A 26,848-nucleotide genomic window follows, 5' to 3' on the forward strand; every position below is an offset into this window, starting at 1 on the left:
TCCCTATTTAACTCGTTAAATTTTAACAACCTAACACAACCGGAATCTTATCTCATTGATAATCAGTGAAATATAACAGCTTTAAAAAAAAGAAAGATCACTTAATCTACCTTCGACTAGAAGTAGGATGGAATTGAACCTTGAAACTCAGCGTGCTGGCGGGAGATATACATACAGTCTGTTTCCGCAATAGTGCTATAACCTAGCTTCTGATAAAAAATGTGCTGTATATCTGAATGGAGGAAAACAACATCAACACCTGTATCGCTGAGTAGCCGCTGAGTCACGCCTTCGACCAGATGATACGCGAACCCTAGCCTTCTCATTTCAGGGTGGGTCGCGACAGAGCCAATACCCACACAACGTTTGCTCAGGCCAAACTGCTCTGAGTAAACAATCAGAGAAGATACGGGAATATCATCGACGACCAAGACATACCAAGCTCCAGATCGGTATTTTGGGCTATTTTGACAACCCTTGAGATACTCGCTACGAGAAAGCTTATCTCCCCACACATCAAACCCCATAAGATAAATTGAATCTAATTCACTTTCGTGCGCTTTTCTTAATAGCATATATCTTGATTACCCCATGTTCGCCAAGGACGTACTATGACCTCAGTCTTTAGTTCTTGTCATCTGATAATAAAGGCTGATTCTAATGAAGTTTACCCGCGTAAAAGGCTTGGAACCAGATAGTACAATGCAGGTTTTCTTTGATTATGAGAAGCCTATCAAGGCTGCCTAGATAAGCTACCCGAAGCGAGGAGTCTGAAAAACAAGTAAATTTTATTAAAGTGTCCGGCTAATTCAACCATAACGACGATAAGTGGGGCCCAGACATTTACACTAAGGATAGAAGTTATATCTGAGCAGCTTTCACATCCTTGTGAAAGCATCACTAAGACGATTAAGCCGGTTGTTGCTGCACAAGTTGCAGCTTGTCGCTCTTAATAGTAAGAGGCACTACGCAGGCAATCCCCACCACCAATGTCACTAGGAAAATATACATTAGAGAATGTACATTGTAGTGAGTGAGCTGAGTGGCAAGCATCGGAGCGAAACCACTGATTGCAGCGCCCAAGCCATAACTAGCACAGCATCCGCTGCTGCGCACCGACTTAGGAAATATTTCAGAGAAGATTGGCGTGGCGGCAGATTGAATTACACACAAAAGAACCGTCATCATCAATGCGCCCAAATAGATGTGCGCTACATTGTGCGACAAAAGCAATTGGAACATTGGGTAAAGTAGCAACAAGTGCAATACCAGACCGACGATAGTGACATTGGCGCGGCCATATTTATCCGACAATAAACCACAGAATGGATAAAGGACGCACGCCACCGCTAACACGACGCTATTTATGATCAGAGATTGGTTCAGCGAAAGGCCGTCGTAAGTGGTGAAAAAAGTAATCAAATAGACAAAATCTAGGTAGAAAATCACACATAGTACCGCAGCCAGCAGCGTCGAAATAACGAAGCGTGCTTTGTGATCTTGCCATAACAGCTGGAAAGTATTTTTGTTGGCTTTGGTTGTGTCTGGCTCAAAAGAGGTGAATTCTTTTTGTATCTCAGAGCGAACAAGGAAAAAGTAGATTGCTAACAGCACGCCGCCGATAGCGAAGGTCATGCGCCATGCGTAAGTTAAGTATTCAGGTGGAGAGAAATTTACTACCAAATAACTAATTCCAGACGCGAGCAAAAAGCCCAATACCGAAACGGTAAGTGCAACGCCAGAATAAAAGCCTTTATTGTCGAGTTTCTTGTCTTCTGTGGTCACCACGATCAAGCTCGCGAATTGCCCACCAGCAGATAGCCCCTGCATGATTCGGATCAGCACCAACAAGATAGGCGCCATAATACCAATGGTTTGGTAACCCGGAAGAACAGCAACCGCGAGAGTAGAAATGCCCATCATGATGATGGCGAGGTTCATGCTGTAATGACGACCGATTCTGTCACCGATCCAGCCAAATACAAATCCACCAAGTGGGCGAGCGAGGAAACCAACGGCGAAGGTGGCAAATGCCAGGAGAAGACTGCTGAAGCTGCTTTGGCTGTGGAAGAAAACTTTGCCAATAGTGGAAGCAAAATAGCCGAAAAGACAAAAATCGTACCATTCGATAGCATTACCAAATGAAGTTTTGAGGGTATGTAGAATTTTCTCTTGTAATAACATATAGACACGCAGGTTAAAAATCTGCCACAAATGGTACGCCCTTTCAATCAGCCATACAAATGACCACTAAAGAGAAAAAGTAATATTGATTATATTATCAGTCATTTAAAGATATGTAACACATTGAAACTATGAGAAATAACTAACCTAGTGTCCGAGTTAAAGGTGGGAGCTGTTTTTTTTTCAAACAGCCCCCTAAATCATCATTAAAATAAATACATTAGGAGTTCGTATTTTAATAAATAATAAAAATGGCATTTTAGGCCTATCAAGCAAGACAAAAACACCGAAAAACGAGCGCTAGATCACTCTTATGGCCCTTTGAAACGTGATTATCTCTGTGCGATTTAGTGCGTCAGAGAAAGATAGCCGTGCATCCCCATATAAATGCCAACACAAGCGATCAAGACACTTGAAAAATAAGGCGCGCGGCGAGCAAGGTTTTGTAAGCCACTAAAGCGCTTAGTTGCGTGTTTCATGCTGAGGGCAGCGCCTACCCCAACGGTCACTAATGTGATCGCTAAACCAACACTGAACGACACAACCATGGTTGCTCCCAACGCCAATGCTTTCAGCTGAATACAAATTAACAATACTGTGATGGCAGCAGGACAGGGTATCAAACCGCCCGTTAAGCCAAACAAGATGATTTGCCCATTGGTCACTGCACGCTTGGCGAATCGACGTTCAATATCACGTGCGTGTGCTCGCTCGTGTGCATCTTGATACTCTGGCGAATCGTGATCGTGACTATGGCTATGATCATGACTATGCGGATGAGAATGGTCGTCTAACTCGCCGTGACTGTGATGATGATCGTGGCTATGGTTATCATCGTGACTGTGATCATGCCCGCAATGCGCGTGGGCTTTGTGCCAATTGCGCTCTTCATTCCAAGTGTTGAAAAACATCCAAGTCGCGGTACCGAGAATGATCACAGCAGAAATTAACTGCATCCAAGGTTCTACTGATGCCGCGGTAAATTTTTGGCTGACATACATTCCACCAAAGGCAATCAACCACACGATTGCAGTATGAGAGATTGTCGCTGCCAAGCCCAGCATCACCGCCTGTCTCACAGTCCCTTTAATCGCAATAATAAACGCCGCCATCATTGTTTTCGAATGGCCCGGCTCAAGCCCATGCAGTGCTCCCAGCAAAATTGCGCTGGGAATAAAAAACCAAGCGTTACCGCTTTGCAATAGATTAGTGAATTCCATCATAACAAGATTCGTTGTAGTCAAAAGAGGCCGAGACTATACTCCCCCCCAGTATTAAATACTACCCCCCAGTATAGTAAGAGTGCTAAATTAACGTTAAACAGCTTGCTGCGAACCAACATCAAGAGAGAACGCTATGTCCCATACCAGCCGAGATCAAAAGAAGCTAAAAACTCGTGTCAGCAAAATTCAAGGCCAACTCAATGGCTTACAGAAGATGTTGGATCAAGAGCATCAATGTACTGAGGTTTTGCAGCAAATTGCCGCGGTTCGAGGTGCTGTGAATGGGCTAATGCGAGAAGTGATTAAGGGCCACTTAGTTGAGCATGTAGTGGAAGAAGAAAGCCTTGAAAAAAGAGAACAAGATTTTGAAGTGGTGTTAAATGTTCTCAATTCCTATATCAAATAGGCCCACAACGATCGCCCGAAGAACGTGAGATAGTCCACACTCCGCAGACTAACACCTGATAAAGTCTGCAGTTTATTGATCATAAACACTGCAACGTATCACTTTCGATATACTAACAGTATGATTTATTAGTGATAATGGTGGATGTATGTCGAAGGCAACGAAGTTAAAAAATGAAGACAAATTGCTCAAAAAAGCATTAGAAGTTGGCTGTAAAATGGCTGAAATGCAGGGATACCAACTCGCTGATCAAGGTACAACTCTACCTACCAAAGCCAAAGCGCTGTATTTATTTTTAGTGGAAGCACGCCAAATTACCCCTCTTCCGGTCGACAAAGCCGACGGTAAAAGTATTAAAAAGCGTTTAGCGCTGTGGATTCACGCTGCGCTGCCAGAAAACGATCCGCTTAAGTGATCTAGGCGTCTCACTAACGCTATTTCTATTGCAGCGATCTCTATTACAGCAACTTAAAATATCCCATCAAACAAAAAAGCCATATCGCAAAGAGCAATATGGCTTTTTTATTTTTCATATGTCGAACTAATACATCGACTATTTGCGGCTCATAGCACACGCATAAGCAGTTACGAACGCGACTTCTTGGTATTGTCTCAGGCCAGTTTCAGAAAATTTAACAGGCAGTGGGTTACGTGAAAGCTTTTCTTTTACTTCGTTCGGTGCAACCACAGCAACATTCAAGTTTTCAATCAGCTGAATAGCCGCTTCTAGTTTAAAACCATGACCGCCGCCTGCGAACTTACCTTTGGTTTGGCGTTGACGGATCACTACGCTCTCCACCTGGTAATCTTCCATCAGTTTTGCGAAAGAAAACTGAAAATCTCTCATTTGTTGAGTATCGTTAGCGTTGCCAATAGACACTTTAGACACCCGACAGTCAGGAATATTAAACACACCATCTGACAATGAAAGCATACAAATAACCGCATCATTGCCTTTGATCTCAACACCACAAATTTTCATTTTATTGCCTTTTTATTTAGAACCCACTCATTATAACGGTTTTCGCTTTCATAGATCAGCATATATCCAAGCAACCTTGCCTACCGCGTAATATCAAAAAGCTTGCTCGTGCGAACAAGGAAGGCATCAGTGCAGTACAAGAATGCCAAAGGTTGCAAATCTAAACGATGTTGCACCCTGCACTTCCCTTTGCTAAGGCACTGAACATGAAAGTATTAATTCAAACTTCAACCTATATTACCCTTTGGTGGCGCTCTCAATAGAGCGGCGCTGAATCATTATGTTCACCAGCCGCCGAGAGGTAGCTGAGCTGTGTTCATATGACTTTGATTATCTCCGGTGGCCCAAACCTTTACGGAGATAAACATGCACAATACCCACAGAACCATCTTAACTGGCGATCGCGCCACTGGCCCATTGCACCTCGGGCATTTTGTCGGCTCGCTGCAACACAGAGTTGAGCTGCAATACCTGCACGATCAAACTATCTTAGTCGCTGATATGCAGGGCTTAACCGATAATGGCTTTTCCCCAGATAAAGTGGCCAGCAATATCTTGAACGTCGTCGCTGACTATTTGGCAGTCGGCATAGACCCATCCATGACCACCATTTGTCTGCAATCTCAGCTGCCCGCGTTAGCGGAGCTCACTATGTATTATTCCAACTTAGTGTCCGTCGCCCGTTTGGAGCGTAACCCAACAGTGAAAAATGAAATCCAGTCCAAGCAGTTTGGCCAGTCGATTCCTGCTGGCTTTTTCAGCTACCCTATTTCTCAAGCGGCAGACATAACGGCTTTTCAAGCCGACACCGTGCCCGTCGGCGACGATCAATTGCCGATGCTAGAGCAAACCAATGAAATTGTGCGGAAGGTGAACCGGCTAGCTAATAAACCGATCTTACAAGAATGTTCCGCGTTACTAAGCGATACTCCAAGGCTGCCCAGCACCGATGGCAAAAGCAAAATGTCTAAATCGATGGGTAACGCCATTTATTTAGGCGCAAGCAGTCACGAGATTCGAAAATCTGTGCAATCTATGTATACCGACCCTAGCCACCTTAGGCTACAAGATCCCGGTAAAGTTGAAGGGAATGTCGTCTTTACCTACTTAGATGCGTTCTGTGAAGATAAAGCTCATATCGCACAATTAAAACAACATTATCAACGAGGTGGTTTGGGCGATAGCACAACAAAACAAATTCTCGAAGAATGCCTACAAGAACGTCTAGCGCCCATTCGCGAGCGACGTAACTTTTTCCTAAATGATAAAGCCGAACTTATAAACATACTAAAAAATGGCAGCGAAAAAGCAAAAAAACGCACCGAACAAACCCTAACACTGGTAAAAAGCATCTATGGGTTGAACTTATTTTGACGTACACTACTGAGTCGTAAAATAATAAGGAACCCCAGTGAGAACTCGTTTAGATCGTATCCGTCATGCCGTGATGTTTGAAGTGATTGGCCTCCTCATCATTATGACCATCTTCAATCAGCTTGGCTTTCAACTCGGCCATGTGGGCGCGATGGGGTTAGCTTTTTCTGTCATCGCCACTGGTTGGAACTATGTCTACAACATTGGCTTCGATAAATATCTATTGAAGCGTTACGGCACGGTAAAGAAAACTGTCCTAATTCGCATTGTACACAGCCTCATGTTTGAGGGTGGCTTACTCTTTATCACAGTGCCCTTAATGGCGTGGTTTTTGAGTGTCAGTATGCTCGATGCAATAGGTATGGATATGGGAGTGGTGGTGTTTTATCTGGTGTATGCGTATATCTACAACGTCGCCTATGATGCATTATTTCCGGTACCTGAGCTGACACCCAGCGAGCAAACCGCTCACGCGAAGTAATTCGGCAGGATTTACATTGTAAACGAGACCAGTTTATACGAGACCAGTCTTTTAATATGAGACCAGTCCAAGATTAAACGAGAGATAAACTTCAGGCTGCCATTGCATAGAGCAATTGGCAGCCTGAATGAGAAGGTCAGAACATCTGGCCTAGATGTACCAAAAGTTGGCACCGTTAGTTACTGCGAATAATTAACCGAAACTCGGGATAATTAGTGCAACACTGGCAACATATTCAAGCTAGCCATAAAGCTTAAGACCAGAAGCGCGACTCCGAATAGACACAAAACTGATAACAGCATAGTCCCACCTGCGACTTTAAATGAGCTCGTAATTTTCGCCGCACGTTGTTGGCGACGAACCGCTACAGCCATCGCCACTGGCAAGAAAATCAAGACCACTGCCAAGCTCGCTGAGGCATAATCTAACGCCTTTTGGAACAAGGTCGGTGCAAACAAAACTAACGCCAATGGTGGTAGGTAAGTTGCCGCAGCAGCAAGATTCTTGCCTTTACGCGTTTCAGCATCAAGACGGAACACATCGCTCACGTAATCTTTCAGCGCCATCGTCACCGCAAGGAAAGAGGTGGTGACTGCAACATTGGTAAATACGTTCATTACCAAGTGGCTCCAATGCTGCGAGCCCTGAGAACCCAACATCGTGAATAACGCACCAACGTCACCACTGGTATGGTCATGCAAAAAGCTTGAGTAACTTACTGGGCCAAAGCGAGGTAAAATCCCCAATGTTACGCTGATCCATAATGTATATAAGAACAATGGAATTAGGCTGCCGAACACAATCGCAAGGCGCAATTGTTTAATATCTTGCTCAAGATACGTGTACATACTCGGGACGACGATCTGGAAACCGAAAGCAAAAAACAACACTGGAATCGCAAACCACAAATACGGAACAGTTTGGTGGAATTGAAATAGATTCGCTTTCGTCACATCTGGCATTATCAAAGCGGCCAAGACAATGAAGCTCACGCCTTTCACCGACAACAAGCTACGGTTCGCCACATCTACGGCGCGGTGGCCAGTGTAAACGACAGCGCCCAATACGGTCGTAAACACAATACTTGAAACCCAATATGGCAACTCAATATGATTTTGCTGAAGCAGAGCGCTCAGCATGGAAGTACCACCACTGAGATACGCCGACGATACTGAGTACAGCAGCACTAAGTAAGCGATCATGCAGATCACCTGTCCCGGACGTCCGAGGGTTTTCTCACACATACTATCAAAGTTGATATTCTTAGTTTTGAGCGCTGCTAGTACTTCAACCAGCAGAAGAGCGGTGACCAGAGATATCAGCCAGTTTATGCCCAAGGCGAATGCGGTCGGCACAAAGCCCAACCCCGCGGTCGATAAAGGTAGAGCTAAGATCCCAGCTCCGACACAGGTGCCTGTAATAATAAGTACGGCGCCAAGTGTTTTTGATTGCATAACACTCTCACTTACAAGTCAAAAGGGTGAACCAATAAATCCGTTATTGGCAAAAAGATTATTTACATAAGAAGAGTACGAGTATCTACCAGCACGAAAAAATTGATAATCGATATATAGTTACACTTCTGTAAGTAATACTAACAAATAGCGTTGTAGCCACCTAATTTGTTCGTTTTACACTCTCTACGGCATCAAAAAGTTAACCAAAGTGAGAGGCCAAGGATATGACGCGAAGATCAGCACTAAGATATAGTTTGTCTCACAACGAACGCGAGAGACGATAAGGGCACTCAAGCTTGCTGAAGCTCAAAGCCCAAAAGATAAGTAACTGCCACACTGGTTCCCGTTGTTTCAGTTGTGCTACTCAACGCCTCAGAGAACCTTCTCAATATGACGAACAAATTTCTCAATTTGGGAAAATGGTTTCTCAATTTGACAATCAAAGAATAAATAATTTTAACCTTATGATTAGTAAAGGATAAGTTACTGGCACACATCCTGCTCCTGTTAATGTCTACACTCTTATTGAGAATACAGCATGACAAGAATAGTCCTTATAATCTGCCTACTTTTCACTCCATTTGGTTGGGCACAAAGCATCACATTTGGCATAGTGCCTCAGCAGTCGGCCAGCCGGCTAGCAAGCCAATGGACGCCAATAATGCAGTATTTATCCGAAAAGTCGGGGCAGCAATTCATCTTTGAAACCGCGGCTGATATACCTACTTTCGAGAAAAGACTGAAAAATGGCGAATATGATTTTGCTTATATGAACCCTTATCACTACACCACTTTCAGTACCTCTCCCGGCTATCGAGCACTAGCCAAAGCAAAAGACAAAAAAATTAAAGGACTAATTGTCGTAAAAAAAGGCAGCGGCATAACTGATGTCGAGCAATTAGTGGGAAAAAATTTAGCCTTCCCCTCGCCAGCGGCTTTCGCGGCTTCAATCTTAACCAGAGACTATTTGACCCAGCGAAATGTAAAATTCACACCTCAGTATGTGTCTTCTCACGATTCCGTCTACCTTGCGGTAGCGAAGGGACTCTATCCGGCGGGAGGAGGGATAATGCGCACTTTTAACTCAATCGACCCATCCGTGCGCGATGAACTTACCCCACTCTGGATAACCAATGGTTTTACTCCTCACGCCATCGCCGCTCACCCCAGAGTTGACCCCAAACTGGTGCAACAAATAACTGAACTATTAGAACGCCTAGATTCCCATCCGATCGGAAAAAAACAGCTTAACTCTCTTAATATCAAAGGCTTTATTAGTGCCTACGACCGCGAATGGGATGATATTCGAGCCCTCAATATAAATCTGATTAAGCAGTAATGCGCCAGTGAAATAGGGATATTCATCATGACTTTTAGGGCAAAAACTATTCTAGGCATCGCGAGCATAGAGATCTTTCTCCTTGGGTTGCTGGTATTGAGCTCTATGTCCTTTTTGTCTGAATCCAATGAAAAACAATTGATCCAAAGAGCCAAATCTACTGCAGCGATGTTTGTTAGCGCCACTAAAGACGCGGTTTTGTCCACCGACATCGCCACGCTTGATGACTTGGTGAAAGACTTTATGACATTAGAGGATGTGCACTATGTGAAAATTGTGCGTCACGGAAAAGTGCTTGCTTGCGCGGGTGAAATGACACTGTTAAACCGCGAAATGAATATCGATCAAAATTTAAACGCCATTGATGATGGTATTTTTGATACGCGCGTTAACATCATTAACGACGGCAATATTTATGGTCACATAGATATGGGCTTTGGCACTTCAGCCATTAGCGTCATGCTAAAAAATGCCCAAAAATCAATCATTAGTATCGCTTCAATCGAAGTGGTTCTTGTTGCATTCTTTTCATTTATATTGGGTACCTACCTTAGCCGCAACCTCATTCGTTTAACCAAAGCCGCCAAAACCTTAAGCGAGCATGGCCCCGGATTTCAACTTAACGATGCGTCGAATGATGAGTTGGGTGAACTGTCGCGTGAATTCAACAAAATGTCTTCCAACCTTGCCACCAGCTATTCCGATCTTAAAAAAGCTCGGCAAGAGGCTGAAGATGCTTGTGAATCAAAAGGAAGGTTTCTCGCGTCGATGTCTCATGAAATTCGAACTCCCATGAATGGGGTCTTGGGAATACTGTCACTACTGGAAGAAACCAGCCTATCGAAGCAACAAAAACACTTAGTGAATACGGCGACAGAATCAGGTTCTTTCTTGCTCTCGGTTATCAATGATATTCTTGATTTCACTCGAATGGAGTCCAACACTCTATCTCTTGAAAACCAGCCGTTCAGCGTTAACAATTGTGTTGAAACTGTCATCGATAGTTTTGTCCCTGCTTCCAACAGTAAAAACCTAACGCTGCAATACCATATAGAAGACAGCGTTCCAGCTATCGTTCAAGGGGATATCAATCGAGTACGCCAGATACTGCACAATCTTATTGGTAACGCAATTAAGTTTACCCATAGCGGCGGAATCACCGTAAAAGTTGCGTCTGAAAACACTCAAAATAATATGACCAAACTCACCTGCAGTGTGATCGATACTGGGATTGGTATTCAGGATTCAGCCATTGACTATTTATTCGAAGAATTCACGATGGTCGATCAGACTTACTCCCGCGCACAAGAAGGCTCAGGTTTAGGTTTAGCTATCTGTAAGCGTTTATGTGAACTCATGGGCGGCAGCATAAGAGTGACAAGCCAACGAGGTGTGGGGAGTACATTTCACTTTAGCATTCATTTGGAAGTGGCCGACGCTTTGGCGGAGAACATAGAAAAAGCTCACGTTGAGCCACGTCAATCTTTCTCTGGTGTACGTGTTTTGGTTGCCGAAGATAACAAAGCCAATCAATTGGTTATCAAAAATATGTTGTTAAATGTAGGGATTGAAATTGATATTGCCGCCAATGGTATAGAAGCGGTACAACACATTAACGATTATCAGTACGACATTGTTTTCATGGATATCTCTATGCCTGAAATGGATGGGATGGAAGCGTGCAGACAAATACGTAAAATGGAGCAAATTTCTGGAGAGCCTGTTCCAATCATTGCCCTAACCGCTCACGCTCTTACTGGTGACAGAGAGCAGTTTTTAGCTGCTGGTATGTCAGATTACCTGTCAAAACCGGTACGCCTGGCTCATCTGGTTGAGAAGATTGGCTTATTTGTTAGTACAGATAGCGAGGGAGCAGAGCCGAAAACTAACAAAAAAGTCGTCCAAGAAGGTGGGTAATCTGAAAGCGCTTGATTATTAGAATGATATCACTCGCAATTTATCACATGACCTTTCACAACCGTCAGGTTACAGTGAAACCTAGCAATGAGTCATACCATGATTAAGGATGAGTACAATGATATTTCCAAAGGCGCTAAAAACTGGGGACGCCATCGGCTACTTTTCGCCGTCAGCACCGGCGACGGTATTCGCACCAAATCGCTTTGCAAGAGCGAAGCAGTATCTCGAAGGAAAAGGCTTTAATCTTATCTCCGGCAGCTTAACCGGACAATCCGATCACTATCGATCGGGCTCTATTCAACAGCGAGCTGAAGAGCTCAATCAACTCATCCGCAATCCTCAGGTGCGTTGTATCATCTCTACGATCGGCGGCAATAACAGCAATGCCCTTCTGCCCTACATCGACTATGAAGCGCTGCGAAAAGATCCGAAAATAATCGTCGGCTATTCTGATGTCACAGCCCTACTTTTGGGTATTTTTTCTCAAACGGGCATCGTCACTTTTTACGGGCCAGCACTTGTCGCTTCGTTCGGAGAATACCCGCCTCTCGTCGATGAAACGTATCAATCTTTTATGGAGGTGTTATCGAATCCCGCAGCCAACTATACCTACGCAATGCCGGATTCATGGACCGATATTAGAATCGATTGGGAAACTCAATGTGAGCCCAAAACTGTATACCAAAATGAATGGCAATTTATTGGATCTGGCCAAATAACAGGCCGGATTATTGGCGGTAACCTAAATACAATGAGCGGGATTTGGGGAAGTCCCTACATGCCGGACATTGCCCAAGGCGATATTCTGTTATTAGAAGACTCTCTACACGGCATCGAGACCATAGAACGCTCATTCGCGCACCTAAAGGCATGCGGCGTGTTTGATAAAATTTCGGCGATTGTGCTGGGTAAACACGAGTTGTTCGACGATAAGGGCAGCGGTAGAACACCTCTTGACGTATTGCAAGAGGTCCTAAATGGTCAAAGTATTCCAATCCTCTCTGGCTTCGATAGCTGCCATAGTCACCCAATGTTAGTGACGCCGCTCGGAGTCAATGTGGAAATAGATTTTGACAATCATACCATTCAATTAACCAGCCCTTGGGTCTCAGCGGATTAGCGTATAAGGTTCGGCAGGTGATCACATAGATTTTCGGCCCTGCCTACTCAGTAGCAGTGGGCTGGCTTGTTCCACATAATAAGTAAGCTCGTTTTGCTAACATTCAGTAATTGATAGAACGAGTTGTTCGTGAATCGTATGAATGATAATTGACCGCCCTCAACTGAATGCTTTCCCTTGTGATTAGGAGTAAAGGAACATCAATGATTGTAGATGTGATACTGGTAGACGCCTTTACGGCAAATGGTGAAGGTGGGAACCCAGCTGGCGTTGTGTTTAACGCCGATAATCTGCCAGATGCTCAAAAGTTAGACATTGCTAGATCCGTTGGCTATTCAGAAACCGTTTTCATTTCGAGTGATGATGAAGCGGACTTTGCAACCTCGTTCTTCACAACGACCAATGAAGTGGACTTTTGTGGCCATGCCACGGTGGCGGCTTTTTCTACCATGCTTAAACTCGGTAGAATAACAGCAGGTACGTATACCCAGCGCACTAAAGCCGGATTACTGCCCGTGACTATCGAGTCAGACGGAATGGTCACAATGGAGCAAGCGCTACCGAAAAAATCAGCTCATTTTACATACAAAGAAATCGCAAACATTATTGGCATTGATGCCGAGATTTTAAGTAGCACCAAACTGCCGATAGAAACCATCTCAACAGGGCTCGCTGATATCATGGTTCCAGTCCCTCGTGGCCAGCTAGATTTAATACAGCCGAGTGACCAATTAATCGCTGATTTCTGTGAACAGCATGACGTCGTCGGCTTGCATGTCTTCGAACTCTACGCACCTGATAGTCAGTTCACGGCTAGTTGTCGTAATTTCGCACCAAGATTTGGTATTTCAGAAGAATCGGCAACCGGAAGCTCCAGTGGCGCGCTCGCATGTTACCTTACCGAGCACCTTTCTCTAGGCGGTAGCTATATTTTTGAGCAAGGCAGAGCGATGAACTGCGGATCTCTGATTACGGCTTCAGTTGAATCAGAAGGCTCAGTCATTACTCGTGTAAAAGTCGGCGGATCGGCAAAAATATCAGGTACGGTCGAATTTCGTGTCACTCAATAACCCATAGCCCAAACTGCATTAAGGAAGTAGTTAGTCGCAACGAAACAGCCAGCTTATGCTCCTTCGTTTAGTATGAACCATGGTTTCATATGGATAAACATCAAAAACCAAGCCTTGAAACCGCCAACGTATAAATCGATAAATACTTATGAAGTATCGGCAGGGCATGCTCCTTCGCCTTAAGCTCTGCGCTGTCATGCCATGAAAAATAGTCATCAGCCAAATAAAGTTCTTCCCGTTCTCTCTCCGACAATCCAAAATCCAGATCAAAAAGGAGATGAGAGATTGCCGCATATAAAGAACATTTATCGTCTGAGTACTTATTTGCGATTTCACCAATCAAAAACTCATTACTTGGTTTACCATAAACTTGATAAGTATCTCCGATCAAATCAATTACCTCATTGGCATCGAGTGATACAGACACCTTCTCAATAAAGCATTCGCTGGCTTCCCAGCCATGCTGAGCGAAAGCCCAGCTTATAACTTGATCGTAAGAAACAATGTTTTTTCTTAGAAAGTAGCTAAGGATATTGTAATCGTCTGAGTCCAATTTCATCTTAAGGTTATCTCGTGGAAAAACTAACAGCTCATTTTATCAGCTATCGATACACTCTATGACATTCATTTTTACAACGATTTAAATTAGTTAAGTGAATACGATAAGGCGTTTGTTCTATTGCGCCATCACCGAGCACATGAAATCGATAAAGACTTTAGTCCTCTTATTTAAAAACTGCTTTGAAGGATAAACAGCATGCATATCAAACTCTTTAGTGCAGTAATCCTCTAAGATCGGCACAAGCTTACCTTGCTTCAACTCCGCTTCGACGGAAAAACTCGGCAGATACGCTACCCCAAGTCCGCTCACGGCGAGCTGGCATAAGTCAATGCTGCTGTTGACCGCCAAGTTACCCTTCACTAACACCGAGTGCTTTTTATCTCCTTCATTCAAATGCCATGTGCAAGAAAGATTATCGAGATGATCTAAGCAATTGTGCTCTTTTAGTTCAGAAGGCGTTTTGGGATTACCGTGTTTATCTAAATAGTCGGGAGATGCACACAGCACTTTGCGCCACGTAGTAATTTTCTTTGAATAAAAAGAAGTATCCGGTATCGACCCGCAATGGATAACGCAGCAAAAGCCATTATCTAGAAAATTAAGCAGATGATTGCCATTAACTATTTGAATATTCATTTCAGGGTATCTATCTAACAGCCTGTCTAGGTTTGGACTGACGTAACGATTGCTGATCGAAACTGGTAAACCCACTTTAAACAAACCGCAAACCTGCTCTCCCGCATTTCTGATATCGCTTTCCGCCAACTTTAACGACTGCAAAAGTGGGTAGACCGAATCATAGTACCTTTGGCCTGCTTCCGTGATCATCAAACTGCGTGTAGTACGCTCAAAAAGGCGCGCTTTAAGGTGCTCTTCCAGTCTAGCTAATCGCCGTGTCACTACAGACGCCGATAAATTCAATTCGCTCGCAGCGCCACTTAGGCTGCTTGCCTTTGCGATGGCGCAAAATGTCTCAATATCTTCTAACATAAGTCCTATTATTGTCATTTTAGCAATAGTGCTTTGATTATAAAGGCTATTCCGCTTTCTCTGTCAATGGGTAGAATAAAAATCAATCCAAACAGAGAGGAAAACACCATGGATAAAGTACGTTACCAAGCCGGACAAAAAATGCTTTCTCAATTACACGGCGGCCATGTAGGCGAAGCCATGGTTCAGGAGTTAGGCGACATCTGTCCTGAATTTGTCGACATGACGATTGAATGGTCATTTGGTGCAATAGCCAGCAGAGAGGGGATTGATTTAAAAACACGTGAACTCGTCATTATTGCTTCATGCGTGACTTTAGGCCACGCCGTCCCTCAGTTAGAAGCCCACATAGAAGCGGCTTTAAAAATTGGTTGCAGCAAACAAGAAATCGTCGAAGTGATCCTACAAATGAGCATCTACGCAGGAATGGCTTCTGCAAGTAATGCTCTACGAACAGCCAAAACCATTTTTAATCAACAAATATGAGCCTTAATCTCACTTACCGTATTGAATAAGTTAAATATATATCTAATCAGACATTGATCATTGATAACATAGCATTCAACAATAGATCGCCGAGTCACGGATTAATATTCTCGCCATGGATTTTAATGACTTAGAAATACAAAAAATCAAAAAGGAAAAGATATGTATACATTAATCGTTGACTTAATTAAACCCGTTGATGAAGTTAATAAACTCGCAAAAGAACATGGAGTTTGGGTTAAGCAACAAGTTGACAGGGGGATCTTCCTCTTAGCAGGTCCTAAGAGAAGTGGTTTAGGCGGTGTGACCCTAACTAAATCTATGGACAAAGGTCAGCTAAAGACATTACTAGCGAGTGATCCGTATCTAATCGAAGATGTTGCCGAATATCAAATAATAGATTTTGATTGTAAGTTGACGGCTCATTCATTGTCCAAACTTCAACATATATGAAAAACCCATCCCTAAGCATTAATTTGTTTAGGGATACAACCCCATTACAATTAGAGACATTAGGCAAGTTTATTATGAGGGATAACACCAGATTCCTATTTATAATAGTGTTAATGTGTGCAATCGGAATGATCACTACTGATATATATATACCACTCTTGCCTCAGATTGGCACTGATTTCAGTTCTTCACAGCATTCATTGCAGTTAACTTTAAGTGTGTACCTATTTGGGTTATCACTATCGCAATTAATATATGGGCCACTAAGTGATAGATATGGCCGAAAACCTATTATATTACTCGGCATGTCCATATTTTTAGTTGCTTCATTATCATGCATGTTATCATCTTCAATTGAGATGTTCATTGCCTCAAGGTTATTACAGGCAATAGGAGCATGTTCAGGCATGGTCATCGGCAGAGTGATGGTCAGTGACATTTACACCAAACAAGAATCAGCAAAGGTCTTTACAATCATATTCCCTATAATTGGGATGTCCCCTGCCATCTCTCCAATGATCGGTGGACTGATTGGAGAATTCACGAATTGGAGAGCTGTCTTTGCACTCGTCACGTTACTCGCCATCATTTTATTATCTATGGTAACGCTTTATTTAAACGAAACGAAACCTAAAAAAGATAGAGTATCCATCCATCATAAGACAGTATTAAAACATTATGCTGAACTGTTTTTCAACAAACAATTCTGGTATTACACATCCATAGTATGCTTCGCCTACATTGCTTATTTTGGATATATATCTGAATCACCATTTTTGTTTCACCATTTCAATTATACCACTAGTGACATTAGCTTTTTCTATATAACACTTTCCTTGAGTTACTTACTAGGCAATCAAGCGGCTAAGTACTGCTTGTCAAAAATGAGTATCGATAGCTCTATTTTTGTCGGGTACTTTTTCTTTTCCCTAGGTGGGGTGATGTTTATTCTACTTAACTATGGGTTAAAATTCACACCATTTAACTTAATTTTTCCAGCAACTATATTGACATTTGGTAACGGATTTTTACTTCCTTTAGGCACCGCAGGAGTTGTCAGTAGTTTTGAACATATCTCTGGATATGCATCAGGGATGATGGGTGCTATTCAGCTCGTTTGTGCAAGCTTATCTGTATACTTTGTTGGGATATTGAGCAAATACAATATAACGTCATTTTCGACATATATGCTAACGATAACCGTAACGGGGTTTGTGATTTTTTTATTCATATCTCCAACAGTACATGAGTTCAAAAAAAGAGCCTAAATATGAAAAACTCTATTCATTCAACAGAGCAAAGAACCAATATGATGACCTCGAAGAAAAACCTTAATATATACTATGAGCTACACGGTGACCCTAAATCTCCACCTATGGTATTAATTAGTGGTCTACGAGCCGACCACACTGGCTGGGCGACGATAACCGATGAATTGGCCAAAGATTATTACGTATTAGTTTTTGATAATCGAGGTACTGGGCAAACAACAGGCGATGATACATACTTTTCGGTCGATACGATGGCAGAAGATACCATTACTCTGATGAAACAAGTAGGTTTTGAAAGTGCCTTTATTGTCGGGCACTCCATGGGAGGAGCGATCGCACAAGTGATTGCCCATCGATATCCAAGATATACGACATCGATCGTCTTAATGAATACCTTCATTAAGCTCAATAACGCTGCAAAAGCCGCATTTGTGAAAGTAGAAGACCATTACGAAAAAGGTTCATCGCCCGCAGAAATTATGGACCATATTATTCCTTGGGTATTTAGTGACAGCTTTATAACCGGTGAAATCTTGGCATTGATTCGAGATGCCAGTATGCAAGACACGCATCCTCAGACAGCCATGGGCTATCATCGTCAAATGAAAGCCTTGTGCGATTTTAATTCATCTACGTGGGTATCCGATGTTGCTTTGCCTACCTTAGTTATCGGCTCTACAAATGATATCACCGCTACAGAAGAAGAATCAAAACAGCTGCATCAAAGGATTCGCAATTCCAAACTAGCAATACTGCAAGGCGGTCACGCCAGTACTGTAGAGCAGCCACAAGAGCTTTTAACTATGTTACGCGCGTTTTGTTCTATTCAGCAATAATTCGGGTGAGCATTGGCTGCCAAGAATTTTTAAACATTGGCACTTCCTACAAGACAAGGGAGTGCCAAATAAACTGCCTATATCATAAGAAATACGTTAGGACATTGAGTGCTCTGATCACTTTCAATGGGTTGATATTCTCAATTCCGAACGAAACGACGTTGCCACACTCTCCGCCACCAGTGCTGCCCCCACACACCGTTGTTTAGCACAAACGCAATGCCTACCAACATTACGCTCCCAACCAATACGGGTGTAACAAGAAACTCGAATCCCACTACACTTCGTCCAGCAAGGATTATCACTAGCGGATTTGCTCCCGCGGGAGGATGCACTATACGGAAGTACTGCATCGCGGCAATCGAAACCCCTACCGCAATCGACATCACCAAAACCGATCTTCCAAATAAATAGAGAGCAACTAAACCAATTACTGCCGTAATCAAGTGGCCAATGACGACGTTTCGTGGCCGAGCAAACGGTGAATGAGGCGCAGCAAACAAGATCACGCAGGTGGCTCCAAATGGTGCCATTAGCCAAGGCACTCCCGTGACATTCGCCAATTCACTTAGAGCCAATATACCAACAACGCCTCCTAAAAAACCTTTCATTAACTCCCAATACCCACTTCGGGATGACTCCCGCTTACAAGATCCAATTATTTCCATTCTCTCTCTCCATTGAAAACCAAGATAACATCACTACAATTGGTACAGATCTGTACATCTAGATTGTAATAATACAGATCTGTACACTTAGACGCAATAACCATGAACTTGACTGAGTAATAAATGACCATAAGCAAAAAAGACCATATCTTGGACGTCGCTGAATCCTTATTCAATGAATTCGGCTATACCGCAACAGGTGTGGATTTAATTCGGGATAGAGCAAATGTTTCTAAGACATCGATGTATCGGCATTTCGGCTCAAAAGCCAAACTGATTGAATCCGTCCTATCAAGGCGACACCAGCGTTTCAAAAGTGAGTTAGAAAAAGCCAGTGACCAACACAGTGATGCTGCAGCGAAGTTAGATGCCATTTTAAATTGGCACTTTGATTGGTTTCGTGGTGACAATTACAACGGCTGCATGTTCATGCACGCCCTATCCGAGTTCAAAAATCATGAAGATGAATTAACCAAGCAAGCTATACAGCACAAAGTTTGGGTTAAGTCGTTAATATTTAGTATCTTTGATGAGCCTACGGCGGCGGATGAAGAAAAGTCTGAGACTATAATGGGGCTTTTAGAAGGAATGATTGTAAGAGCTGAGTTCGGGGTGATAGCTCCATACGAACAGGTTTATCGCACGTGCGCCCACTCACTTGCTTTTTCATTTTGTCCATTGAAAATATAAAATTCGGTTGGAACAAAACCCCTTCAAGTTGAGCTAGTAGAACATCGCTTCACGACTTGCTGACACCAAGAAATGGCCTCCTCATGGACACTAAAGTTCTTAGTCTCTAGCTCACCTTCCACGTTTTTCTCGGCAACCTTCGTTTTAAATGTGCTGTCGTCAACCACAACGGCGCCACACACCAACCCACGATCCACTAAGTGCGCTTGCATTTCACCCCAGAGTGCAATCGACTGATAAGTCGATACTTCCCACTCACGCGTATCACCAACAAAGCCCCACGGTTCGCCACCAAACTGGTCGACAATTTTCATAATATCGACATAGAGATCCTGATAGGTTTCTTCATTCCATGACCCAAATCCTGCGAACAGCACTAATCTATGCTGGCAAGATATAGTGTAGTATCCATGACGATTTTTATTTACTTTCATTTCTCCCACCGTGCCTTCAGACCATGCACTTTTCCTCGTACAAGTATAGACAGGAACCCTCCACAATCTAATGGTTCTTGGCAAAAGTACCATCCGGGAGAAGTGACTCAAAACTCTTGCCAGTTCAGCAATAGTGTTTTGATTTTATTGAGGGTTCATTTTCAACGCCGAATAGATAGAATCTCAACAAGCGTCGGGTTTTATTATCAGAGAAAGACAATGCAAAAAGTGGGAACGAAAGAAATACTGTTTATCATCAATAGCCTCACTGCAACGGCATACGCTTTTATATTGCCGATAATGAGCATTTACTTAATCAATGGAATTCAAGCCAATCCTGATTTTATTGCCTACTATAGTGTGAGCTTTGCGATCTCCGGAATCTGCTTTAGTCAATGGTTTGGGAGATTATCAGATAGTGGCGTTAGCGACCGATTGCTTTTCATACTGTCCGTCACCTGTATTATTCTCTCTTCGCTAGGTTTTTTATTTGTCACTGAGCCATGGCAAACGCTGCTCATAGGCATCGGATTCATGGGGCCGGGAAACGCATGTATACCTTTGATTTTATCTATGATAAAGCGTTTTTCTGAACAGTCGGGAAGTGACATCACTAGAGTAAATTCTCAAATGCGATCCGGCGTTTCCATCGTCTGGATATTTGGCCCAGCCCTAGCTTTCACTGTTGCGGATTTTTGGGGCTATCAAACAAATTTCACCATTGCTGCCACTTTGGGGACATTGGTAGTCTTACTTTCAGTACGTTTTCTCCCACGCTTTAATTTGGATGTTGTTGGGGATGAGATAGCAAACAATCGAACAACCTCAGATAAAATACCCCGAATCGCATTGCAGTTCGGCGCGATCATCCTTTTGGGAAATCTCGCCAATTCAATCTATATCACTGCAATGCCTCTGTATCTCACTAACGATTTAAATATCCCGACGTATTTCCCCGGATTACTACTAGGTGTAACGGCCGCCTTTGAAGTTCCGGTTATGCTGAAAGCAGCCTCCCTGTGCGACAAATACAGTAAAATCAAAATTATGTTGTTTGGGTATGTTTGCGCTATCGCTTACTACGCCCTGTTACATGTCACGACTTCGATGGCAGGCTTACTGTTCATTCAAGTATTTAACGGTCTGTTTTATGGCATTTTTGTTGGCTTGGGTGTCACTATTATCCAAGAAGCATTTCCAAAGAAAGGCGGATTTGCAGCAGCCTATTATTCGAATATGATGCGAGTTGGAATGATGATGGGAACATCATTGGTTGGGTTTATTGCACAATATTTCAGCTTTCAAACCGCTTTATATGCTTCTTTATTATCCATTGTATCAACCATCCCACTTCTCGTATATTCAGCGAAAGAGAAACAGCCGGCGCTGAATAACCTTACTGCTGAACACTGATAGGACAGGTCGAGAAACCTATCAGTTTCACGAGGAAGTAAGCACTTGATGTGCAATCCCGTGTTCAACAATACCTCTACGAAACTCCCAATCAATCAATACACACGAAAGTAGGGAGTCTCTGTTTATGAGCTCACTCTAATGCCACGATCGCTTCGATTTCTACCTTTAAATCTGGGTGAAACAAGTTCGAGACTTCCACCAATGAACTAGCGGGTAGCGCCCCTTCATAAAAATCAAAAAGCTGTCCTCTTAGGTTCTCTATCTCACCCACATCCTTCACAAAAATACTCATCTTAACTAGGCTATATTTTGAACACCGCTCTTGCTGCAAAATATGACCAATTTGAGACAATATTTCGGAACTCTGCTCTTTGAGCGTCTTTGCCTGCACATCGGTGCCATAGGCCGTCAGTCCAGAGATAAACAAGGTGCCATTGTATTTCGTTGCGTGAGCATATGGACCGATGGCTTCCGGTAAATACTTGTAGTTAACTCTTTGTACCATTCTGCCTCCTAAGCTTTGAGACTAATGGTAATAAGTCGGCCACGCTGATTTCTATTCCAAAGTGATTCACAACATCTTGACTAAAATATGCTTTCTGCTCATTGGTAAACGCCCCCGTCGCCTCAGTGATAACAAAGGTGTTATACCCTAAGTCGTGAGAAGACCTAAGAGTGGACTCGACACACACGTGAGTTGCGAACCCAATTAACATCAAATTTTTCAAACCATTATTTCTCAAAAAGCAATCTAGGTTGCTACCCGAAAACGCACTTGCCCCAATCCTTTCGGTAATAACATGCTCGTTCTCTTTGGGCATGAAATCTGGGTGGATCTCTCCCTGATAACCTTGCCAAGTTTTATTTTGAGCAATTGCGCTTCTCAAACCATGCTTTGCTTGGCCAAACATTCGATATTCTTTGTCAGGTTTCAATAGAACATGAACAACCGACAAGTCGTTTTCTCGCGCTGCTGAAAGCACCTGCTTTGAATGTTCAATCGCCAACTCAAACTGCTCATCATCGACCACAAGCTTGTTACGTAAACTACCCCGTTCACTGACCCACTCATTTTGATATTCAATCAAAATGAGTGCTGTTTGGTTGGGTATTAAAAACTGATTTTCCATCAAACTTCCTCTGTAAAACAAGTACTTTGAAAGTTACAGGGATGATGGCGACAAGACATTATCAAATGTTAAGATCGGTGTGTCTTCGAAAAGTGAAGCTTGGTGTTTTAATACAGCTGCAGGGCGTGTGATGAAAACTGCGATTTTTCGTGCCGTCGAAATCCTAGAGAAGAAATTATCTTTTGGCGACAGCTGGCAAGGCGTAGATCGTGCCACAATGAACAGGTAGACATTTCAATACACGTTAACACGACTAGGTAACGCTAGAGCTAGCGTCGGCTTTGAATGTTTACCACTTTGCCTGAGAGTGAATCGCCGCCTGCGGGCTGATATACCTCACGAATGTGAGATATTACGGAAGAATGTCCAAACTGTGTAGCTTCTATAACATGCTGAAACATAACTATTTCACCATCGACTTCTACAGCCGATTCAAATCGCCAACCATCTGGGCCCTGAAAAGAATAATGTACTTTATAGAATTGCAATAATTCCGAATTACGAATGGGCATCACGAAGATTTGGTATGCAACATCATTATAACGCCCTGATTGGAGTGTCATCATAATTCCCCAGCTCTCACATTGGTCGTCCAACTAGCCTCAATCTATGTAGGCAATAGTCATCGAGATAGTATTGAAGCACTTCTCGATCGATTCTCATTAGATCTTCAAGGACCTCTTCGAGATGTTTTTCTTGCCCATTGGCTGCCTTATCAAGTTTGATAATTAAACCTTCTAGATTTTCCTTGATGTTATTGTAATCATGACACATGTGCCACCACACTCACATTGTGTTAATTGCACAAAGTGTAGGGCATTTGAATAAAAAGGGCTACTGAGTGTATTGATCTAACTGCATCGTATCTTATAAATGCACTGAGAGTCATGTTTCGGTATGATTCAAGAGCGCTCTCTAACAGGATTGAGTTGGATGACTGGCGGGTAAAACCACGTGGAGATTCCTGTCTGAAGTATCACTTAGGTCGGGAGGTTATTTATTATTCTGCTCGTGAACTATAGCTAACTTGTCAAGACAGGCTTGGTAGGCTTCATCTCCATCGAAGAAATACCGCGTAATGGTTTGGCTTTCAAATGCACTGCTAGCCGAAAATTGTTGGAACTTCTTAGAAAAAACAACAGCATACAGTATACAATTATGCTCGCTTAGCCAATCGATTACATGGTTGTGTTCTTCTGATGCATCTAATGCAGTGCTCCCCCACTCTCGGCAATCATTCCAAACGACCCACGGTGTTTCATCTTTTTCTGATGAGGATAAAACAAGCCTTTTCGCTTCTTCAAGCCAAGATTTCGCAGCTTCAGAGTTGGTTGCCCCAATAACTTTGGTTTTTAATAATCGACTCTCAAAGCTCATCGTCCAATTTCCGTGGATGTTTCTGTTAGTCATAATGTTCGCGCTGCCCAATTAAACCATCTCACTTCAGTATAGCCAATGAACAACTGAAAAAATGGACCTAAGAATGCCGCCTAGTCGCTACCTTGGATGTTCGGCGACGCGATGCTTTAATCGAGAAAAAGTTACTGGGCTCATGCCGAGGTAACTCGCGATATGATAATCGCTTATACGTGAGTATATCTGGGGCTCTTTAGCCTCAAGATCTTCGATTAACTGTGATTTGTTCGAGGTCAGTAAGCGGTGCTCTCGTGCGATCTTAGCATCAGCCAGCCACTCTAAATATGTCAGGTAAAAAACGTCCCATACCTGCAACGAGAGTAGCCGCTGTTTGAACTGATGAAATGGAATATGGAATAGACGCGTATTTTCACAAGCCACAATACCAAACAAACTTGGTTTATCACGAGCGATAGGCGCTATCGGGAAAGAAAGGTCATTTTCGAATAAAAACAGCTTATTAGATTCATCTCCGTCAGGCGTTAAATAATAAAACCTCAATGCACCCTTGGTTAAAATAAACATATCATCAAGCACATCGCCTATTTTCAGAAGATGTTGCCCTTTTGCTACTTCGATTGAGCTAAAGTGGGCTAACAAGTCGTCAACCTGGAAGATACTGAGCCCTTGTGCCATCAACAGATCACGATAATTTGGTTGACTCATATCTTTCTCACTTTTAATCATGCTTAAACGCAAAAAAGCCAGCACGACGGATTCATAATGCTGGCTCTGGGTAACAACGGGTCGTTAGATTTGTCTATGGTACTCCATGGCCTTTAGAAGCGCACCACACTCGATACCATTGTTCACGAGTTAGCTCAATATCTAGCGCAGAGACGGCTGATTGCACGCGCTCAATCTTGCCTGAACCTATAATTGGCAACGGGTTGCTTGGCAACCTGCGAACCCATGCATAAATTACTTGGTCGATGCTTTTCGCGCCTACTTCCTCGCGAATCGCTTCAAGCTCGTTGCGCACACGTACGGATTGCTCTGTTGTGCCGTTAAACAGTTCTCCGCCAGCCAAGCAAGACCATGCCATTGGCTGGATTCTGTGCTGTTGCATTAGATCAAGGGTACCGTCGTGGACAACATCAAAGTTCAGCGGGTTAATTTCGACCTGATTGGTCACAAGCGGTTTACCCAGTCGAGACTGCAATAATTCAAACTGGCGAGGCGTAAAGTTCGATACGCCAAAGTGCTTCACCTTACCTACTTTATGCAGCTCAGCGAATGCTCCAGCCACTTCGTCAGCATCCATCAGCGCATCTGGACGATGGATCAGTAACACGTCGACTTCACTCACACCAAGGCGTTGTAGTGAATTGTCCACTGACTGGTAGATGTGTTTGGCACTGGTATCATAGTGATTAATTTTGCGATCGGGTGAATGGGCACCGCACAAGTTGATATCGCATTTAGTCACGATCTCTATCTGCTCACGGACACTAGGATCGAGTGCCAGCGCTTCACCAAATAGGCGCTCGCATTGGTAATCACCATAAATATCCGCATGATCGACGGTGGTAATCCCTAACTCGATATGCTGCTTTAAAAAAGAAAGACGTTGCTGCGCAGTCATTCCCCATTCCGCTGTCCGCCAATACCCCTGTACGAGTTCCGACATTTCAGGACCTTGTGGCGCTACAAATGTTTTCGCAACCATGGACTTCTCCTTTTATTAGACTGCCCACAGAGTAAGCTGCTTGAGTGGAGATCACAATGCAATCTTAGGTTATCCTTTACCCATGAGATAATAGGCAAAAAAACCGCACAAGGCGGCTTCTCATTTTATACAGTTTTATTCCGTTGTCTTAGCAATCAGATAACACTTAGTTAAGCCTTTCTGCGTTGCTCAACTGAATCCGCTAATTGACGCAGAACTTGTTCGGTGTCTTGCCAACCTAGGCAAGCATCGGTAATTGATTGGCCATACACTTCCGCGCAGCCATCAATAAGATCTTGGCGTCCTTCAACCAAATGGGACTCAATCATCACACCGAAAATAGCCTTATCACCCTTTGCGACTTGAGCACCGACATCTTCCGATACCAGCTTTTGACGTTGATATTGCTTCGAACTATTGGCATGGCTAAAATCAATCATCACTTTTTGAGGTAAGCCGGAAGCGACTAACTGGTCTTTAATTTCACTTACGTGCTCAGCGCTGTAGTTTGGCTCTTTGCCACCACGTAAAATAATATGGCAATCACCATTGCCCGCAGTTTCCACAATCGCCGAGTGACCGTATTTAGTCACAGATAAGAAGTGATGTGACGCACTTGCAGAGCGAATCGCATCCGAGGCAATCTTAATGTTGCCATCGGTACCGTTTTTGAAGCCGACAGGGCAAGACATACCAGATGCTAACTCACGATGAACTTGAGATTCAGTGGTACGAGCACCAATTGCGCCCCAGCTAATAAGATCCGCAACATATTGAGGCGTGATCATATCAAGAAACTCACTGGCCGTTGGTAGCCCCATATCAGTTAGATCGAGCAATAATTTACGGCCAATACGTAAACCATCGTTAAGCTTAAACGTATCGTTCAGGTACGGGTCGTTAATCAAACCTTTCCAGCCAACTGTGGTACGCGGTTTTTCGAAATACACACGCATCACAATTTCCAAGCGATCACCGAGTTCATCACGCAATACTTTTAAACGGCGGCCATATTCTAGTGCTGCCACCGGATCATGAATAGAACACGGACCCACAATGACCAATAAACGGTCATCTTTATCGTTAAGAATGTTATGAATCGCTTGGCGTGATTGAAATGTGGTGGAAGAAGCTGTTTCTGTCGCTGGGTATTTTTCCAGCACTGCAACAGGTGGAAGCAACTCTTTTACTCGATTAATTCTTACGTCATCTGTTTGAAACATGGCTTATCTTCTTCTCTATTTCTTTGCTTTCGTACCCTAATGCCAAAA

At 43.3% G+C, this 26,848-nt stretch carries 30 protein-coding genes; 14 read left to right on the forward strand and 16 right to left on the reverse strand.

The window, feature by feature from the left end; all coding sequences use genetic code 11:
• Positions 1–116 precede the first annotated feature (116 nt).
• The 3 genes from L4C34_RS12700 to L4C34_RS12710 form a co-directional block, all read right to left on the reverse strand.
• Positions 117–575 carry a GNAT family N-acetyltransferase gene (locus L4C34_RS12700; protein ID WP_428789718.1) on the reverse strand — a complete coding sequence of 153 codons (459 nt, stop codon included), beginning with the start codon at positions 573–575 and terminating at the stop codon, positions 117–119.
• Positions 576–909: 334 nt separating this feature from the next.
• Positions 910–2,214 (reverse strand): MFS transporter, encoded by a 1,305-nt coding sequence (locus L4C34_RS12705; protein ID WP_428789719.1) that lies wholly within the window; start codon positions 2,212–2,214, stop codon positions 910–912.
• A gap of 317 nt (positions 2,215–2,531) precedes the next feature.
• On the reverse strand, positions 2,532–3,404 hold the full coding sequence (locus tag L4C34_RS12710; protein ID WP_428789840.1) for a nickel/cobalt efflux protein RcnA: 873 nt from the start codon (positions 3,402–3,404) through the stop codon (positions 2,532–2,534).
• A gap of 136 nt (positions 3,405–3,540) precedes the next feature.
• Here L4C34_RS12710 and rcnR point away from each other — a divergent pair, with 136 nt between their 5' ends.
• Together rcnR and L4C34_RS12720 are read left to right on the forward strand one after the other, a co-directional pair.
• Positions 3,541–3,813 carry a Ni(II)/Co(II)-binding transcriptional repressor RcnR gene (gene rcnR / locus L4C34_RS12715; protein ID WP_428789720.1) on the forward strand — a complete coding sequence of 91 codons (273 nt, stop codon included), beginning with the start codon at positions 3,541–3,543 and terminating at the stop codon, positions 3,811–3,813.
• 148 nt (positions 3,814–3,961) lie between these two features.
• Entirely contained in the window at positions 3,962–4,228 is a 267-nt protein-coding gene (locus L4C34_RS12720; protein ID WP_428789721.1) for a DUF5062 family protein, read from the forward strand.
• Between the two features lie 138 nt (positions 4,229–4,366).
• Here the strand turns inward: L4C34_RS12720 and L4C34_RS12725 are convergent, their stop codons facing one another.
• Positions 4,367–4,795 carry a DUF3010 family protein gene (locus tag L4C34_RS12725; protein WP_428789722.1) on the reverse strand — a complete coding sequence of 143 codons (429 nt, stop codon included), beginning with the start codon at positions 4,793–4,795 and terminating at the stop codon, positions 4,367–4,369.
• 366 nt (positions 4,796–5,161) lie between these two features.
• Here L4C34_RS12725 and trpS point away from each other — a divergent pair, with 366 nt between their 5' ends.
• Positions 5,162–6,169, forward strand: coding sequence for a tryptophan--tRNA ligase (gene trpS / locus L4C34_RS12730; protein ID WP_428789723.1), 1,008 nt, complete (start codon positions 5,162–5,164; stop codon positions 6,167–6,169).
• 37 nt (positions 6,170–6,206) lie between these two features.
• Positions 6,207–6,650 carry a PACE efflux transporter gene (locus L4C34_RS12735; RefSeq protein WP_428789724.1) on the forward strand — a complete coding sequence of 148 codons (444 nt, stop codon included), beginning with the start codon at positions 6,207–6,209 and terminating at the stop codon, positions 6,648–6,650.
• Positions 6,651–6,862: 212 nt separating this feature from the next.
• On the opposite strand, the gene L4C34_RS12740 is transcribed toward L4C34_RS12735, so the two are convergent.
• On the reverse strand, positions 6,863–8,104 hold the full coding sequence (locus L4C34_RS12740) for an amino acid permease (protein ID WP_428789725.1): 1,242 nt from the start codon (positions 8,102–8,104) through the stop codon (positions 6,863–6,865).
• A gap of 541 nt (positions 8,105–8,645) precedes the next feature.
• Here L4C34_RS12740 and L4C34_RS12745 point away from each other — a divergent pair.
• The 4 genes from L4C34_RS12745 (at position 8,646) to L4C34_RS12760 (ending at position 13,556) form a co-directional block, all read left to right on the forward strand.
• On the forward strand, positions 8,646–9,446 hold the full coding sequence (locus L4C34_RS12745) for a phosphate/phosphite/phosphonate ABC transporter substrate-binding protein (protein WP_428789726.1): 801 nt from the start codon (positions 8,646–8,648) through the stop codon (positions 9,444–9,446).
• 27 nt (positions 9,447–9,473) lie between these two features.
• A complete protein-coding gene (locus L4C34_RS12750; protein ID WP_428789727.1) occupies positions 9,474–11,363 on the forward strand; it encodes an ATP-binding protein in 1,890 nt (629 codons plus the stop codon).
• A gap of 118 nt (positions 11,364–11,481) precedes the next feature.
• The gene (locus L4C34_RS12755; RefSeq protein WP_428789728.1) at positions 11,482–12,486 is read left to right on the forward strand and encodes a S66 family peptidase; all 1,005 of its coding nucleotides are present in this window, start codon (positions 11,482–11,484) and stop codon (positions 12,484–12,486) included.
• 203 nt (positions 12,487–12,689) lie between these two features.
• The gene (locus tag L4C34_RS12760; protein ID WP_428789729.1) at positions 12,690–13,556 is read left to right on the forward strand and encodes a PhzF family phenazine biosynthesis protein; all 867 of its coding nucleotides are present in this window, start codon (positions 12,690–12,692) and stop codon (positions 13,554–13,556) included.
• A gap of 100 nt (positions 13,557–13,656) precedes the next feature.
• Here the strand turns inward: L4C34_RS12760 and L4C34_RS12765 are convergent, their stop codons facing one another.
• Both L4C34_RS12765 and L4C34_RS12770 read right to left on the reverse strand, forming a co-directional pair.
• Positions 13,657–14,109 carry a hypothetical protein gene (locus L4C34_RS12765; RefSeq protein WP_428789730.1) on the reverse strand — a complete coding sequence of 151 codons (453 nt, stop codon included), beginning with the start codon at positions 14,107–14,109 and terminating at the stop codon, positions 13,657–13,659.
• 123 nt (positions 14,110–14,232) lie between these two features.
• Positions 14,233–15,108: a LysR family transcriptional regulator gene (locus tag L4C34_RS12770; protein WP_428789731.1), complete on the reverse strand. Its 876-nt coding sequence runs from the start codon at positions 15,106–15,108 to the stop codon at positions 14,233–14,235.
• 108 nt (positions 15,109–15,216) lie between these two features.
• Between L4C34_RS12770 and L4C34_RS12775 the strand changes: the two genes are divergently transcribed.
• The 4 genes from L4C34_RS12775 to L4C34_RS12790 all read left to right on the forward strand — a co-directional run bounded on the left by L4C34_RS12775 (position 15,217) and on the right by L4C34_RS12790 (position 18,154).
• Positions 15,217–15,594: a carboxymuconolactone decarboxylase family protein gene (locus L4C34_RS12775; protein ID WP_428789732.1), complete on the forward strand. Its 378-nt coding sequence runs from the start codon at positions 15,217–15,219 to the stop codon at positions 15,592–15,594.
• A 162-nt stretch (positions 15,595–15,756) separates the two neighbouring features.
• On the forward strand, positions 15,757–16,047 hold the full coding sequence (locus L4C34_RS12780; RefSeq protein WP_428789733.1) for a YciI family protein: 291 nt from the start codon (positions 15,757–15,759) through the stop codon (positions 16,045–16,047).
• A 74-nt stretch (positions 16,048–16,121) separates the two neighbouring features.
• A complete protein-coding gene (locus L4C34_RS12785; protein WP_428789734.1) occupies positions 16,122–17,315 on the forward strand; it encodes a multidrug effflux MFS transporter in 1,194 nt (397 codons plus the stop codon).
• Between the two features lie 2 nt (positions 17,316–17,317).
• A complete protein-coding gene (locus tag L4C34_RS12790; RefSeq protein WP_428789735.1) occupies positions 17,318–18,154 on the forward strand; it encodes an alpha/beta fold hydrolase in 837 nt (278 codons plus the stop codon).
• Positions 18,155–18,294: 140 nt separating this feature from the next.
• Here the strand turns inward: L4C34_RS12790 and L4C34_RS12795 are convergent, their stop codons facing one another.
• Complete coding sequence (locus tag L4C34_RS12795) at positions 18,295–18,822, reverse strand: HPP family protein (protein ID WP_428789736.1); 528 nt, start codon at positions 18,820–18,822, stop codon at positions 18,295–18,297.
• 129 nt (positions 18,823–18,951) lie between these two features.
• On the opposite strand from L4C34_RS12795, the gene L4C34_RS12800 reads away from it, so the two are divergent.
• Positions 18,952–19,512, forward strand: a complete 561-nt coding sequence (locus L4C34_RS12800; RefSeq protein WP_428789841.1) for a TetR/AcrR family transcriptional regulator — start codon at positions 18,952–18,954, stop codon at positions 19,510–19,512.
• A gap of 23 nt (positions 19,513–19,535) precedes the next feature.
• On the opposite strand, the gene L4C34_RS12805 is transcribed toward L4C34_RS12800, so the two are convergent.
• Positions 19,536–19,946 carry a hypothetical protein gene (locus L4C34_RS12805; protein WP_428789737.1) on the reverse strand — a complete coding sequence of 137 codons (411 nt, stop codon included), beginning with the start codon at positions 19,944–19,946 and terminating at the stop codon, positions 19,536–19,538.
• Between the two features lie 219 nt (positions 19,947–20,165).
• On the opposite strand from L4C34_RS12805, the gene L4C34_RS12810 reads away from it, so the two are divergent.
• Positions 20,166–21,359 (forward strand): sugar efflux transporter, encoded by a 1,194-nt coding sequence (locus L4C34_RS12810; RefSeq protein ID WP_428789738.1) that lies wholly within the window; start codon positions 20,166–20,168, stop codon positions 21,357–21,359.
• A gap of 133 nt (positions 21,360–21,492) precedes the next feature.
• Here the strand turns inward: L4C34_RS12810 and L4C34_RS12815 are convergent, their stop codons facing one another.
• The 7 genes from L4C34_RS12815 to aroG form a co-directional block, all read right to left on the reverse strand.
• Positions 21,493–21,867, reverse strand: coding sequence for a RidA family protein (locus tag L4C34_RS12815; protein ID WP_428789739.1), 375 nt, complete (start codon positions 21,865–21,867; stop codon positions 21,493–21,495).
• Positions 21,851–22,492, reverse strand: coding sequence for a cysteine hydrolase family protein (locus L4C34_RS12820; protein ID WP_428789740.1), 642 nt, complete (start codon positions 22,490–22,492; stop codon positions 21,851–21,853). The genes L4C34_RS12815 and L4C34_RS12820 overlap by 17 nt, the downstream gene beginning before the upstream one ends.
• Positions 22,493–22,761: 269 nt before the next feature.
• Positions 22,762–23,058, reverse strand: coding sequence for a hypothetical protein (locus L4C34_RS12825; RefSeq protein WP_428789741.1), 297 nt, complete (start codon positions 23,056–23,058; stop codon positions 22,762–22,764).
• A 427-nt stretch (positions 23,059–23,485) separates the two neighbouring features.
• A complete protein-coding gene (locus L4C34_RS12830) occupies positions 23,486–23,902 on the reverse strand; it encodes a hypothetical protein (RefSeq protein ID WP_428789742.1) in 417 nt (138 codons plus the stop codon).
• Between the two features lie 87 nt (positions 23,903–23,989).
• A complete protein-coding gene (locus L4C34_RS12835) occupies positions 23,990–24,574 on the reverse strand; it encodes a Crp/Fnr family transcriptional regulator (RefSeq protein ID WP_428789743.1) in 585 nt (194 codons plus the stop codon).
• A 94-nt stretch (positions 24,575–24,668) separates the two neighbouring features.
• Entirely contained in the window at positions 24,669–25,577 is a 909-nt protein-coding gene (locus L4C34_RS12840) for an aldo/keto reductase (RefSeq protein WP_428789744.1), read from the reverse strand.
• A gap of 170 nt (positions 25,578–25,747) precedes the next feature.
• Positions 25,748–26,800 (reverse strand): 3-deoxy-7-phosphoheptulonate synthase AroG, encoded by a 1,053-nt coding sequence (gene aroG / locus L4C34_RS12845; RefSeq protein WP_428789745.1) that lies wholly within the window; start codon positions 26,798–26,800, stop codon positions 25,748–25,750.
• Between the last annotated feature and the right edge of the window lie 48 nt (positions 26,801–26,848).

This window comes from Vibrio profundum, assembly GCF_050337555.1.
Classification (GTDB): Bacteria; Pseudomonadota; Gammaproteobacteria; order Enterobacterales; family Vibrionaceae; genus Vibrio; species Vibrio profundum.